This is a genomic window from Mesorhizobium sp. C277A, assembly GCF_040324395.1.
Lineage (GTDB): Bacteria > Pseudomonadota > Alphaproteobacteria > Rhizobiales > Rhizobiaceae > Mesorhizobium.
On the sequence record NZ_JAMYVW010000002.1, the window covers coordinates 1399144 to 1411212 of the forward strand.

At 62.2% G+C, this 12069-nt stretch carries 17 protein-coding genes; 11 read left to right on the top strand and 6 right to left on the bottom strand.

Features of this window, described 5'->3' with window-relative positions; translation table 11 throughout:
• Window positions 1-25: 25 nt before the first annotated feature.
• Together NKK52_RS06890 and NKK52_RS06895 are read right to left on the bottom strand one after the other, a co-directional pair.
• Window positions 26-1096 (bottom strand): glycosyltransferase family 2 protein, encoded by a 1071-nt coding sequence (locus tag NKK52_RS06890; RefSeq protein WP_084633906.1) that lies wholly within the window; start codon window positions 1094-1096, stop codon window positions 26-28.
• Window positions 1026-1571, bottom strand: a complete 546-nt coding sequence (locus NKK52_RS06895; protein WP_245260844.1) for a dTDP-4-dehydrorhamnose 3,5-epimerase family protein — start codon at window positions 1569-1571, stop codon at window positions 1026-1028. Before NKK52_RS06895 ends, NKK52_RS06890 begins: the two co-directional genes overlap by 71 nt.
• A 300-nt stretch (window positions 1572-1871) precedes the next feature.
• Between NKK52_RS06895 and NKK52_RS06900 the strand changes: the two genes are divergently transcribed.
• Together NKK52_RS06900 and NKK52_RS06905 are read left to right on the top strand one after the other, a co-directional pair.
• Window positions 1872-2333, top strand: a complete 462-nt coding sequence (locus NKK52_RS06900; protein WP_023669364.1) for an anthrone oxygenase family protein — start codon at window positions 1872-1874, stop codon at window positions 2331-2333.
• Window positions 2334-2408: 75 nt separating this feature from the next.
• Entirely contained in the window at window positions 2409-2966 is a 558-nt protein-coding gene (locus NKK52_RS06905) for a hypothetical protein (RefSeq protein ID WP_023682381.1), read from the top strand.
• A 43-nt stretch (window positions 2967-3009) separates the two neighbouring features.
• On the opposite strand, the gene NKK52_RS06910 is transcribed toward NKK52_RS06905, so the two are convergent.
• On the bottom strand, window positions 3010-3924 hold the full coding sequence (locus NKK52_RS06910; protein WP_023682380.1) for a LysR substrate-binding domain-containing protein: 915 nt from the start codon (window positions 3922-3924) through the stop codon (window positions 3010-3012).
• Window positions 3925-4133: 209 nt separating this feature from the next.
• Between NKK52_RS06910 and NKK52_RS06915 the strand changes: the two genes are divergently transcribed.
• Window positions 4134-5174: a helix-turn-helix domain-containing protein gene (locus NKK52_RS06915; RefSeq protein WP_196814814.1), complete on the top strand. Its 1041-nt coding sequence runs from the start codon at window positions 4134-4136 to the stop codon at window positions 5172-5174.
• A gap of 100 nt (window positions 5175-5274) precedes the next feature.
• On the opposite strand, the gene NKK52_RS06920 is transcribed toward NKK52_RS06915, so the two are convergent.
• Window positions 5275-5787 (bottom strand): outer membrane protein assembly factor BamE, encoded by a 513-nt coding sequence (locus NKK52_RS06920; RefSeq protein ID WP_023669368.1) that lies wholly within the window; start codon window positions 5785-5787, stop codon window positions 5275-5277.
• A 115-nt stretch (window positions 5788-5902) separates the two neighbouring features.
• Here NKK52_RS06920 and NKK52_RS06925 point away from each other — a divergent pair, with 115 nt between their 5' ends.
• The 7 genes from NKK52_RS06925 (at window position 5903) to NKK52_RS06955 (ending at window position 10701) form a co-directional block, all read left to right on the top strand.
• The gene (locus NKK52_RS06925; protein WP_023669369.1) at window positions 5903-6445 is read left to right on the top strand and encodes a ubiquinol-cytochrome C chaperone family protein; all 543 of its coding nucleotides are present in this window, start codon (window positions 5903-5905) and stop codon (window positions 6443-6445) included.
• Window positions 6446-6460: 15 nt separating this feature from the next.
• The gene (locus NKK52_RS06930) at window positions 6461-7009 is read left to right on the top strand and encodes a YceD family protein (RefSeq protein WP_023682378.1); all 549 of its coding nucleotides are present in this window, start codon (window positions 6461-6463) and stop codon (window positions 7007-7009) included.
• A 147-nt stretch (window positions 7010-7156) separates the two neighbouring features.
• Window positions 7157-8227, top strand: a complete 1071-nt coding sequence (gene plsX, locus NKK52_RS06935; RefSeq protein WP_023669372.1) for a phosphate acyltransferase PlsX — start codon at window positions 7157-7159, stop codon at window positions 8225-8227.
• Between the two features lie 9 nt (window positions 8228-8236).
• Complete coding sequence (locus NKK52_RS06940) at window positions 8237-9208, top strand: beta-ketoacyl-ACP synthase III (protein WP_023669373.1); 972 nt, start codon at window positions 8237-8239, stop codon at window positions 9206-9208.
• Between the two features lie 104 nt (window positions 9209-9312).
• Window positions 9313-9636: an integration host factor subunit alpha gene (locus tag NKK52_RS06945; RefSeq protein ID WP_006201891.1), complete on the top strand. Its 324-nt coding sequence runs from the start codon at window positions 9313-9315 to the stop codon at window positions 9634-9636.
• 134 nt (window positions 9637-9770) lie between these two features.
• Window positions 9771-10313, top strand: coding sequence for a MerR family transcriptional regulator (locus NKK52_RS06950; RefSeq protein WP_023669374.1), 543 nt, complete (start codon window positions 9771-9773; stop codon window positions 10311-10313).
• A gap of 85 nt (window positions 10314-10398) precedes the next feature.
• Window positions 10399-10701: a hypothetical protein gene (locus tag NKK52_RS06955; protein ID WP_023669375.1), complete on the top strand. Its 303-nt coding sequence runs from the start codon at window positions 10399-10401 to the stop codon at window positions 10699-10701.
• Between the two features lie 74 nt (window positions 10702-10775).
• On the opposite strand, the gene NKK52_RS06960 is transcribed toward NKK52_RS06955, so the two are convergent.
• Window positions 10776-11045, bottom strand: a complete 270-nt coding sequence (locus tag NKK52_RS06960) for a hypothetical protein (protein ID WP_023669376.1) — start codon at window positions 11043-11045, stop codon at window positions 10776-10778.
• 412 nt (window positions 11046-11457) lie between these two features.
• Between NKK52_RS06960 and NKK52_RS06965 the strand changes: the two genes are divergently transcribed.
• A complete protein-coding gene (locus tag NKK52_RS06965) occupies window positions 11458-11661 on the top strand; it encodes a hypothetical protein (RefSeq protein ID WP_023682376.1) in 204 nt (67 codons plus the stop codon).
• Window positions 11662-11851: 190 nt separating this feature from the next.
• Here the strand turns inward: NKK52_RS06965 and NKK52_RS06970 are convergent, their stop codons facing one another.
• The gene (locus NKK52_RS06970; protein WP_084633899.1) at window positions 11852-12052 is read right to left on the bottom strand and encodes a hypothetical protein; all 201 of its coding nucleotides are present in this window, start codon (window positions 12050-12052) and stop codon (window positions 11852-11854) included.
• Window positions 12053-12069: the final 17 nt, after the last annotated feature.

Genomic DNA, 12069 nt, shown 5'->3' on the forward strand with positions numbered 1-12069 from the left:
GTTTGAGATTCATGCGGGGGTCTGTTCAGACCTCACCCGGCTCGCTGCCGGCATCGCCACGCTTGCTGTAGCGATCGAGCAATTCGCTCACGCCAGGCTCGCGCTCAGGCATCGGCGCCAGGCCACGCAGGCGCCGCAGCTTGGCGACGAAAGCGCCTCGCTTGTACTTGCGGCGGAAGGCGCGGGCGCGGGGATGGATGCCAAGAGCCGCCATCAGCCTGCGCCTGAGATAACTCGATGCCGCCAGGCGAATGGGTTCGCCCGCGCAGCCAAGGATTTTCACGCGCAAGGCGTCCGGCGTCTGCATGGCGTCCAGAAGATCCTTCTGTTCCTGCGCATTGTCGCCGAGATAGGAGCCCTTGCGTATGCCGGAATGCAGCTTGATCACGGTGAGGTGCGGCATCGTCGCGATCACCGCGCCCTTTCGCCATGCCCGAAACAGCCAGTCCTGCGAGCTTTCGCAAAAGCACTGGCTGGCGGGTCGCCAAGGTCCGAGCAGGCTGAACGAAGCGCGGCGAAACATGTGTGCCGAGCCAAATCCTTCCGTCGTGACGGGGTCGTAAAAACCATCCTTGCCGATCCCGAAGATCGAATTGACAGGATTGCCGGCCGCCGACGCCGGCTGGATGACGGCACCGCGCGCCAGCACCACGTCGGCGCCCGAGGCGTCGATCCAGCCGGTCATCGCCGCCAAATGGTCGGGAAACCACAGATCGTCGTGGTTGAGCAAGGCGACGAAGCGGCCACGCGCCCTGGCAAAGCCGATATTGTTGGGACCGGACTGTTCGCCGAAATTGACAGGAAGATCGATGTAGACGATGCGGGCATCGTCAAATTCAGCGACAACGGCCGCCGTATCCGGCCTGCAACCGTCGCCAATGACCAAGGCTTCCCAGTCTTGCAACGTCTGGCGCATGACGCTGGTCAATGCCTGCCGCAGTGCTGCCGGCCGGTTGTGCGTCGCGATCACGATCGAAACCAGCGGTTCGCCGCCGGCCTGATCGCGCTGCGCCGATGCTTCCACGCTACACCAGTCTGTAGGGAATGTGGTCGGTGTCTGGCGGCAGGCGCCAATGGTCGGGCTGATCGTAGGCATAGGCCTTGTCGACGAGGTTGAGCAGCACCGCCGTCTCCGCTCCGAGCGAAACAACACCGTGCCATATTCCGGGTGGAATGATGACGACCGCCGGGCGCAACGGGCCGATAATCTTGTGCCAGACGGCGCCGAAGGTCGGCGAGGCCTTGCGTCCGTCAAACAGCGAAATGCGAACGCTGCCGACGCAGCAGAACAGCCGGTCGGTCGTCACCGCATGGGCATGCCAGCCCGTCACCGCGCCGGGATACAAGGTGCGTTGGAAGACCTGGCCGACCGGCTCCGAATCGAGCTCCCACTCCTGGCGAAAGATCTCGGTCAGATAGCCGGTGGAGGTTGCGACCGGCCTGATCTCCTTGACCCTCACGCCATCGATCGTCACCGGCTCGATGGGCATCCAGTCAGGCGTGACCACTTGGCTGTCAGCCGTTCCGGTCGCCATCCAGCCTGTCGGTTTTGTCCGGGTTTTTTCCGGCACGGATGCTCCTCCCAATTCAGCGTGATGCGCCATTGGCCAGCACGGTCTGATACGAATTTGACCGGTCGCTGGCAAGTACGCGTCAAGATTGCTGATGGGTTTCGACCTCACGGCACTTGATGTTTCCGACGCAATCGGAGGGCCGCATTGCCCAAAACATCGTTCCATCCTACCCAAGCCCGGACCGTCCGCCTGCTTTAATACCCCGGCCATTGGCCAGGACATTGCAATAGGCGCGGTGTCGGGCTCGCCTCTGCGGCGATTTTGGCCAGGGAAACGACATTCGGGCAGGGAAAAGACATGGACATTTTCTTGATGGCGGCTTCGCTTGCGCTGGCTGGAATTATTGCCGGCATCTACGTCTCGGGCGTAATCCACGATTTTCGCATCGATGATCTTACCGCCGGCCAGTACATGGCCATGCATCAGATGCGCGACCGGACGTTTACCCGGGTGATGCCGTTCGTCAGGCTGACGACGCTGGTGCTGATCGCGGCGATGGCGATGTTTGCGGTCGATGCCGGCCTGCCGCGCATCCTGACCATCGTCGCCGCGGCGCTGGTGGTGATCGACATTGGCTTCACCGTCAGCCGTCAGGTGCCGCTCAACAAACAGGTGCAGAGCTGGACGCCGGTGACCATCCCCGATGATTGGGCGCAGACGCGCGACAGCTGGGCGGCCAACCACAATTTGCGCCTAGTGCTTGGACTGGCCGAATACGCCTGCCTGTTTGCCGCGGTCATCCTGACGCTCAGCCGGTGATTCAGTTTTTACGGAACGCCGCGGCATGGGTCGGCACTTCTGCCGGCCGCCGCCGTTGAAAACAGGAGTATTGCCATGCTGCATCACGCTTCATTCAACGCCCGCGATCCGCAGGCCGTCGCCAGCGTCCTTGCCGAAATGCTTGTCGCCACCGCGGTTCGTGCGCCGTCGCCGCCATTTCCTGAGGGGGCATGGTTTGTCTGCCTCGGCGACGATTTCGGCTCGCTGATCGAAATCCTGCCGTGCGGCACGGTTCTGGACCAGCAAGCGCCGCTCGGCATCGGCTTCGACCCGAACATGCGCCTGCGCTCCGGCTCGCATGTGCTGCTCAGCACGCCCAATTCGACCGAAACCATCCAGGGCATTGCCGCCCGCATGGGCTGGCATAGCGAGCTGATCGATGCCCGCCTGTTCAAGGTGCTCAAGGTCTGGGTCGAGGACGAAACCCTGGTCGAATTCCTGACGCCCGAGATCGCACCGCTATACCGCGCGACATTCGCCTGGGGCGGCATGGCGACACTCGACGCCAAGCTGCGCGAGCTGGAGAGCCAGATGGCGGCAGCGCTTGCCGCCAAGGCGGCGAACCAGTCGGGCCGCAAGGATGAGCAACTGGCCGATACGATGAGTCCGTGAGCCCCGACGCCTTCCGATGAGAGCTCCTGGACGGCCGCCGAGGTCAACCGGCGCCGGTGTTGTCGCCGGCTTCCGCCTTCAGCCAGTTGATGAACGATCTGGCAGGCTCCCAGGCGGAGATGGACGGGTGGACGACGACGTAGTGGTTCCAGTTCGTCGGTATGTCCGTCGTCAGGAGGCGGACGAGCCTGCCGGTCCGCAAATCGCTCTCGACCAGCGACTTCCTCGCGATAGCGACGCCCAGACCGCTCGCCGCCGCTTCGACCGCCAACAAGGTGCCATTCAGATTCATGCCGTCGCCAACCGTATCCAGCGGCAGATTGTTTCTCTCGAACCAGTGGCGCCAATTGGCGCCGCTCTCGTCATTTTCGGCCGTCGTGTCGAGGATGCGGAACAGTCGCAGCACATCGTGCTGGTCTCTGACCGGGCCGTTGGCGGCGAGATAGTCGGGACTGACGACAGGAAAGATCGCATCTGCCATCAGCCATTCGGTCTCGACGGCCGGATAGTGTCCGCCGCCGAAACGCAATGCGATGTCGACTGTTCGCTGCGAAAGGTCGACGACTGCAAGATCCGCATTGATGTCGATCTCTGTTTCGGGATGCTTTTTGCGAAACCTGTGCAGACGCGGGGCCAGCCAGCGCACGGCATGCGAAGGAATGGCGGTGACCCTCAGCCTCGTGCGCTCGTTGCGCGCGACACTCGCGATCGTGCTCTGGATTTCCAGCAGTGCGCGTCGCACGCCCGCGGACAATCTTTCGCCTTCAAGCGTTAGTTCGACGCGGCGGACATGGCGGGTGAACAGAAGCACGCCGAGATCGGCTTCGAGATCGGCGATGCGGTGGCTGAGCGCGCTTGGGGTAACATTCAGCTCATCGCCGGCGCGCTTGAAGCTGCCCAGCCGGGCAATGACCTCGAAAGCACGAATGGATTCCAGTTGTGGAAGCCGTCTTGTCATTTGCCGTTACCCGATCCCGCCCATGGGTTCCTTAGCATGAATGAACAAAGCTCATCCATAGCTTCGTAAATAGTCTTTTGTCCAAGTGCGCAAATCATTGTAGCCATCCACTGCCCCCCGATTGCCGCCGTCGGATGAGAGGCCGTTCATGGAACGAGCCTCGACTTACGAACGACAGTGAAATGAAGACAATCGCTTGGGAGTACCCCATGACTATTCGACCCCCCGAGTTTGCGCATGCGCGCTTTTCGACCGCCATGTGGCCGCGAGCGGAATGGCGAAACGTCTATTGCGACCTGTTGCGCCGGATGGTGACCGACATGGATTTTAACGTCACGGAGGAAAAGCTCTCCGTCGACGCGACCATCCTGCGGCTGCCGGGCGTCGGCATTGCCGATTCGAGGACCACCGCCTTCCGCACCATCCGTTCCCGCGCCGTGGCCAAGGGGACCGATGATTACATTTTCTTCATGTGTCTGGAGGGCGCTGCCACCTTCTCGCATCTCGGCCGCGAGGCCAGCATCGAGGCCGGCCAGGCAATCCTTCTGTCCTCCTCTGATCCGCATGTGATCGAGCGGGCGATGTCGCATCATCTCTTCATCACCATCCCCAAGGCAGCGTTCGGGCCCATGGCTGCGAATGCGGATGCCGCCCTGATGACGCCGATGTCATGCGTGGGCGAAAAGTTCTTGCTGCTGACCAGCTATGTCCGTCTGCTGATGCAGGAGCCGAACCTGGCCGCGTCCGAATTGCGCTGGCTTGCCGCCAAGCACATACAGGACCTTGTCGCGGTCGTGGTCGGGGCAACGCAGGACGCCACCGAGATCGCCGCAGGCCGCGGCATACGCGCCGCGCGGCTGCGCGCCATCAAAGCCGATATCGAAAGCAATCTGGCTTCCGGCGATGTCGGGTCCGACGCGCTGGCCGGGCGCCACCGCGTCAGCGCGCGCTATATCAGAAAGCTGTTCGAGGGTGAGGGTACCTCGCTGTCGCAGTTCGTGCTTGGCCGGCGGCTGGCGCTGGTTTGCAGCAAGCTATCCGACCTGCGCCTGGCACACCGCACCATCGGCGCCATCGCCTTCGACGCCGGCTTCGGCGATCTCTCGACCTTCAACCACGCCTTCCGCCGGCATTTCGGCATGACGCCTTCGGAAGCGCGGCAGAGTGCGGCTGTGCACCGCGCCTCGCTGGAGCCCGGCGGCCGAACAGGCCACGCGCGGCAAAGCGCGACGGGTGTTGCGGCCGCATGACCTCAAAACAAAAGCCCGCAGGATCGCTCCCGCGGGCTTTTGGTCGCCTGAGAAGGTGTCGCTTCGGGGGAAGCAAAAATCTGAGGAAGGCGGTCGCTTCTTAGGCGCCGCCGCCAGGAATGGGGGGCGCCAGTTTGCTGGCGCCTTTGATGATCTGGCTGAGGAAGTTCTGGTCCTTGCCGCCGGTCGGCGTGGTGCGCGAGATGAAGTCGAAAATCTTGCCGTCCTTCAGACCGTAATTGGCAATCTGGGTGACGCGCCCGTCCTCGCCAAAATAGACCGCGAGCACTTTCTGGTCGACCAGGCGCGGCTTGTCGAAAGCGACATAGCGCTTGCGCGTCTGCGAAATGTAATAGAACGCCTCATTGTCGAAGGTGGCTTTCGTCGATGGCGTGCCGAGCGCCAGAAGCACCTGTTCGCGGCTGGAGCCCACCGGCACCGAATCGACCGCCTGCTGGTCGATAACATAGCCCTGCGTCAGCGTCTCGCTAGGGTTAAGGTCGCCGAACATCTTGGACGAATTGCAGCCCGACAGCGCGGAAGCCACCAGCACCAGCGAAACCGCGGCGGTGGCCCCAGGCAGAAAAGTCGACTTGAATTTCAGCGCGCGCAACAACAACTCCATTAGCTGGCCGCAACTTGCGCTGGGCGGCAAAACCGGTAAACCAGCTTGCTTGCCGATGCAACAAGGCCCATTCAAACAATCGGTCCCCAGGAGACCACCCTCAATGTTCCAGCGCCTTTTTGGCCGCGAACGCAACGCCAACCGCGCTATCACCGAGGCGCTTTACGCACAAATCGTGGCGGCGGCGCGGCAGACCGTGTTTTATTCCCACTGGAATGTGCCGGATACGCCGCTCGGCCGTTTCGAGATGCTGTCGCTGCATATGTTCCTGTTTCAGCACCGGCTCCGCGGCGAAGAGGGCGTCGCGCATGAGGTCGCGCAGGTGCTGATCGACGAGTTCTTTCTCGATGTCGAGCATTCGCTGCGGGAACTGGGCGTTGGCGATGTCGGCGTGCCCAAGCGCATGAAGAGGCTGGCCAAAATGTTCTACGGCCGTACCGCCGCCTATGACGACGCGCTGGAACGCAGCGACCGCGACGCGCTTGCTGCCGCCCTGGCGCGCAATGTCAGACCCGATGCCGGCGCCTGGCCGCAAGCCTTGCCGCTGGCGTCCTATGTAATCGATGCCGCAAGGCAGCTTGAAGCACAGCCGTCCGAATCGATCGTTTCCGGTGCCGTGGCGTTTCCCGTCGCGAAAGCGGAGTGAGGAGGGGAGACCAAGATGAAACATGTGGACACGCCTAGCCCGGTCTCATTTGCGGCCAATGTCGGCCGCCTGCCGCACAAAGGTTTGCAGGTGGTGATCGACGCCGACGCCGCGCAGCGCGCAATGCTTGCGCGCGAGCACGAGCTGCTTTCGGTCGAAAACTACCGTGCTGAGCTTTTGGTGGCGCCGTGGAAGCGCAATGGCGTCAAGGTCAGCGGCCGCGTCGAGGCTGATATCACCCAGGCCTGCATCGTCACCCTTGAGCCGGTCGCGGCCCATATCGACGAGGAGGTCGAGGCGCTGTTCTTGCCCGAACAATCCAAACTCGGACGGCAAGATTTCGAAGGCGGCGGCGAGATCCTGCTCGACGCCGACGGGCCAGACGGCCCGGAAACATTCTCCGGCGACACGATCGACGTCGGCGCGCTCGCCGAACAGTTCTTCGGGCTGGCGATCGATCCCTATCCGCGCAAGGCAGGCGCCTCTCTCGATGCCGCCGGCCCGGACGAGCCCGTCGAGAATGAATTCCAGCAAAAGCTGCGATCCTTGCTTGGAAAATCCTAAAACACGAAGAGATCGGAGAAAAGCCGGTTGTGCGGCTGCCCAAAACCGCTATTTTCGCCGAACCTTCGCGAGCCCCCGAATTTCGCGAGTTTCGTATTTCTTTCGCGGGCCATGTGCCCTGGCCCAAGCTAGTGAGATAAAGACCGCGTGATCAGGATTTCCATCGATGCCATGGGTGGCGATCACGGGCCAAACGTGGTCATCCCGGCACTCATGACGGTCGCCGTCAGGCGTCCCGACATCCGCTTCGTCATATATGGGCGCGAGGAATTGGTGCGCCCCGAACTCGCCAAATTTCCCAAACTGGCCGAGGTCAGCGAGTTCCACCATTGCGAAGTCGCGGTCAGGATGGACGACAAGCCGAGCCAGGCGCTGCGCCACGGCCGCTGGAAGTCGTCGATGTGGAAGGCTGTCGAAGCAGTCAAGAGTGGCAGCGCGCAGGCCTGCATTTCGGCCGGCAATACCGGCGCGCTGATGGCGATGTCGAAATTCTGCCTGCGCACGATGGCGACCATCGATCGTCCGGCGATCGCGGCGATCTGGCCCACGATGCGCGGCGAGAGCGTGGTGCTGGATGTCGGCGCCACCATCGGCGCCGATGCGCACCAGCTGATCGACTTTGCCATTCTCGGCACCGGCATGGCGCGCTCGGTGTTCGGCATCGACCGGCCGAAAGTCGGCCTGCTCAATGTGGGCGTCGAGGAGATCAAGGGTCAGGAAGAGGTCAAGGAAGCCGGGCGCATGCTGCGCGAGGCCAACATGGCCTCGATGAATTATCATGGCTTCGTCGAGGGTGACGACATCGGCAAGGGCACGGTCGACGTGGTCGTCACCGAAGGATTTGCCGGCAACATCGCGCTCAAGACGGCAGAAGGCACTGTGCGCCAGATCTCAGGCTATCTGCGCGCCGCGATGAACCGCACGCTGATGGCTAGGATCGGCTATGTCTTCGCCAAGGGCGCTTTTGACCGCCTGCGCGAAAAGCTCGATCCGGGCCGCTCCAATGGCGGCGTTTTCCTGGGTCTGAACGGCATCGTGGTAAAGAGCCATGGCGGCGCCGATTCGGACGGTTTCGCGGCGGCCATCGAGCTTGGCTACGACATGGTGCGCAACAATCTGATCGACCGCATCGAGGCCGATCTCGACCTGTTCCATGCGCGCAACCCGCATGCCCAGGCAAACAGGAAATCCGACGCCACCGTCGACGAAAAGGAATAGGAAAGAGCTTTGATCAGATCAGTCGTGCGCGGCACCGGTGCTGCGCTGCCCCGCCGCATCATGAAGAATGCCGATTTCGAAGGCATGGTCGAGACCTCGGACGAGTGGATCGCCCAGCGCACCGGCATCCGCCAGCGTCATATCTCCGCTGATGACGAGACGACGGCGTCGCTGGGCGAGGCGGCGGCGCGCGCAGCGCTCGACAATGCTGGTCTTACGCCTGCCGACATCGACCTGATCGTGCTGGCGACCTCGACGCCCAACAACACCTTTCCGGCGACCGCCGTCGAGATCCAGAACCGGCTCGGCATGCATCACGGCTTTGCCTTCGACCTGCAGGCGGTGTGCTCGGGCTTCGTCTATGCGGTGACCACCGCCGACCTCTACATCAGAGGCGGCCTCGCCAAGCGCGTGCTGGTGATCGGCGCGGAGACCTTTTCCCGCATCCTCGACTGGAGCGACCGCTCGACCTGCGTCTTGTTCGGCGACGGCGCCGGCGCGCTGGTGCTGGAAGCGGATGAGGGCACCGGCGGCATTGCCGACCGTGGCGTGCTGGCGATGAGCCTGCGCTCCGACGGCGCCCACAAGGACAAGCTTTTCGTCGATGGCGGTCCCTCGACCACCGGCACGGTCGGCCATCTCAGGATGGAAGGTCGCGAAGTGTTCAAGCACGCCGTCGGCATGATCACCGACGTCATCGAGGCGACGTTTTCGCAGGCCGGCATAACCGCCGACGACCTCGACTGGTTCGTGCCGCATCAGGCCAATAAACGCATTATTGACGCTTCGGCCAAGAAGCTCGGGATTGCTGAGCAAAAGGTGGTGGTCACCGTCGATTTGCACGGTAACACCTCGGCTGCTTCCGTGCCGCTGGCGCTTTCGGTGGCCGTCGCCGACGGTCGCATCAAGAAGGGTGATCTCGTGCTCCTGGAAGCGATGGGCGGCGGCTTCACCTGGGGCGCGGTTCTCGTTCGCTGGTAAGTGCCGAACGGTCCGGTTTCGGTCCTTGACCTTGCCGGATCAATTACTTAGGCTCTGCCTTTACCTGTATCGATTTATGTTTTTTGAACTGATGGGACGGTCGCATGGGGGGAAAGACACTTACGCGCGCCGACCTTGCCGAAGCTGTTTACCGTAAGGTCGGCTTGTCACGCACTGAATCGGCAGAACTCGTCGAGGCGGTGCTGGACGAAATCTGCGAAGCCATCGTACGCGGCGAGACGGTGAAGCTGTCGTCCTTCGCCACCTTCCACGTCCGTTCCAAGAACGAACGCATCGGCCGCAATCCCAAGACCGGCGAGGAAGTGCCGATCCTGCCGCGCCGGGTGATGACCTTCAAGTCGTCGAACGTGCTGAAAAGCCGTATCCTGCGCTCGCACCAGAACAGCAAGGCCAAGGGCGGCAAATAGGTTCTGCCGCAGGCTTCGGTTGAAAACGCCAGGCCGTTTTGACGCCGGGCTTGAATATTGTTTCATAAACCGCTGAAATGATACCCGATTCGGCAGACTGGGCCGGATCGCCGTCCAGCGTGAGGATTTCGCCCATGGACAAGAGCCCCGACGCTTTCCGCACCATCAGCGAGGTCGCGGAGGATCTCGATCTGCCGCAGCACGTGCTGCGCTTCTGGGAAACCCGTTTCAACCAGATCAAGCCGATGAAGCGCGGCGGCGGCCGCCGCTACTACCGGCCGCAGGATGTCGAACTGATCAAGGGCATCCGCCACATGCTCTACGACCAGGGTTACACGATCAAGGGCGTGCAGAAACTGCTGCGCGAGAACGGCAACCATTTCCTGGTCGCCATCGGCAATGGCGACATGGCTGCCGTAGAAGCGATCTCGCAGCGCAGGCAGGCCGATCAGGTGCCGCTGACGCCAGCCGCCCAGCCGCGCGGCATGGATGACGAGATGCTGGTCGGCCAGCCCAAGGTAAAACCCAGCCGCCGCTTTTTCGGCCTGGGCAAGACCGAGGAGGAAGGTCCGGTCCAGCCCGGCGCATCGAAACTGTCGCGCGACAACCGGGCCTTGCTGCAGGAGGCGCTGTTTGACCTCCTGGAGTGCAAGCGCCTGCTCGACCAGGTGCGCTAACCTTTCCGCTGCCCTCGGGCAAGCAGACCGGAACCGGTTCTGCGGCCATGCGTTTGGCCTTCTCTCAAAAGAAGGAAAAACAATCATGGTATCGCTTTCGACCCTCTCCGATCTCGATCTCGAAAAGCAGGTCGCGACCCTTTCCAAAGAGCTCGCCGCGTTGCGCAAAGTCGTGGCCAAACGCGGCGGTGCTTACTACGAGGACGGGCGCGATGCCGCTTCGGACTATTATGGGCAGCTTGCCGACCTTGTCAGCGATGCGCTGCCGGCGATCAGGAAGCAGGGCAGGGCGATCGAAAAGACGGCGCGCGATCGTCCGGCAACAGCCGCTGCTGTTGGGTTGGTCGTGGTCGGCCTTCTCGCCAGCCTGTTGCTCAGCCGGCGCTAAAACAATTCACGAAAACAAAAAGGAAAATGGCGGCCGTCCCGCGGACGACCGCCATTTCCCTGATCTGCGGCCGATTACTTGGCGAGCTTGATCTTGGCCTGCGGCGAAACCTGCGCGGTCTGGCTGCACTTGCCATAGACAGTGCCATTCTTGTCCGTGGCGTCGGTATAGGTGCCTTTGCACTCGATCGAGAGCACCAGGCAATGACCGGAGCCCTTGCAAACCGCGCCGCCGTCGCCCGTGGGATGCGTGCCGTTGGCGAAAGCCGAGGTCGGAACGGAAGCCGAACCGAAGGCCGAGACGATGAGGGCCGCGGCGAGCGTGATGCGCTTGAAGTTGGTCATTTGAGCATTTCCTTCTCTGGATCGAGGATCGCCACCATGGCGTCCTTCTGTGTTGGGATCGCCTTCTCGGCGTCCATGCCGGTTAGTGCGGCCTCCAAAGCAAAGGTTCATGCGTGGTTCGAATTTTCTTCGCGTTTTTTCGCGACGTCGATTTTTAGCCTTCGCCAACGGACGGCGCCTGGCGGGGCGGGCATCGATCATGCATTTCGCGTGAAGGGCGCTGACGTAGCAGCGCGGCATCCCATGCGAAGGTCACACGGTGGCGTGCCCAAATGGCCAGCCAAGACCTAGTCCGCCCCCGGCTCTTGTCAGGTGGCGGCAGCAGTCATTGCCGCCACTTGGCACCGCGCTTTCTGCCACTCCCGGCTGCGACTATAACGCCAGTCCAAAGGTACCGGCGGAGGAGACGGGCGTGGTCGCAAACTACATCGACGAGTTCATCATGTTCTGCGCTGGGCTGTGGATGACTGGCGTTGGTTTTGGGCTGCTCCAAAGTCCTTTTCAGGCCCAGCAAGGTCAGCAGCCATGGTGGCTGCAGGTCGCGAAGCATTTCAAATGGATGGTACCGCTTTTGATTTTGATCGCAATAGTGCTCGCGTTCGCGGCGCCGTCCTAGCGGGTTCCGGCAGCATTGAGAGACCCGTGGTGTCCTGCAGCTGTCAACCTGTGGTTGCTCGCATTCTGACGCATGGGGGCCATCGAATCCTGCCTTCAGCTTTTCCACGTGTCGCCTGGCAAAAACCAACGGGAAGGCGGCCCTGGCGAGGACTCCAGGGCCAGCCTTCCCGTTGGGCAAGTCGGCCGTGTCAGGCCTTCTTGGCCTCCACCTTGTTGTGGTGGTGGTGGTGGTGGTGGTGATGGTGACGGCGGTGATGCTTGTTGTGATGATGATGATGGTGATGCTTCTTGTGCAGCGATGCTGCGTCGGCGCTGCTGGCGCCGATGAGGGGCAGAGAGACAGCCAGGGCAAAAGCCAGCCCGAGAGCCGACAGGAGGGACTTCTTCATGACTTCGTTTCCTTTTC

What these genes read in the sequence shown, in the direction of transcription:
- NKK52_RS06930 (WP_023682378.1), top strand. Translation starts at nt 6,461, where the DNA reads ATGAAACATGTGGACACGCCTAGCCCGGTCTCATTTGCGGCCAATGTC.
- NKK52_RS06900 (WP_023669364.1), top strand. Translation starts at nt 1,872, where the DNA reads ATGGACATTTTCTTGATGGCGGCTTCGCTTGCGCTGGCTGGAATTATT.
- NKK52_RS06890 (WP_084633906.1), bottom strand. Translation starts at nt 1,096, where the DNA reads ATGCCTACGATCAGCCCGACCATTGGCGCCTGCCGCCAGACACCGACC.
- NKK52_RS06950 (WP_023669374.1), top strand. Translation starts at nt 9,771, where the DNA reads ATGGACAAGAGCCCCGACGCTTTCCGCACCATCAGCGAGGTCGCGGAG.
- NKK52_RS06905 (WP_023682381.1), top strand. Translation starts at nt 2,409, where the DNA reads ATGCTGCATCACGCTTCATTCAACGCCCGCGATCCGCAGGCCGTCGCC.
- NKK52_RS06910 (WP_023682380.1), bottom strand. Translation starts at nt 3,924, where the DNA reads ATGACAAGACGGCTTCCACAACTGGAATCCATTCGTGCTTTCGAGGTC.
- NKK52_RS06945 (WP_006201891.1), top strand. Translation starts at nt 9,313, where the DNA reads ATGGGGGGAAAGACACTTACGCGCGCCGACCTTGCCGAAGCTGTTTAC.
- NKK52_RS06955 (WP_023669375.1), top strand. Translation starts at nt 10,399, where the DNA reads ATGGTATCGCTTTCGACCCTCTCCGATCTCGATCTCGAAAAGCAGGTC.
- NKK52_RS06960 (WP_023669376.1), bottom strand. Translation starts at nt 11,045, where the DNA reads ATGACCAACTTCAAGCGCATCACGCTCGCCGCGGCCCTCATCGTCTCG.
- NKK52_RS06925 (WP_023669369.1), top strand. Translation starts at nt 5,903, where the DNA reads ATGTTCCAGCGCCTTTTTGGCCGCGAACGCAACGCCAACCGCGCTATC.
- NKK52_RS06915 (WP_196814814.1), top strand. Translation starts at nt 4,134, where the DNA reads ATGACTATTCGACCCCCCGAGTTTGCGCATGCGCGCTTTTCGACCGCC.
- NKK52_RS06970 (WP_084633899.1), bottom strand. Translation starts at nt 12,052, where the DNA reads ATGAAGAAGTCCCTCCTGTCGGCTCTCGGGCTGGCTTTTGCCCTGGCT.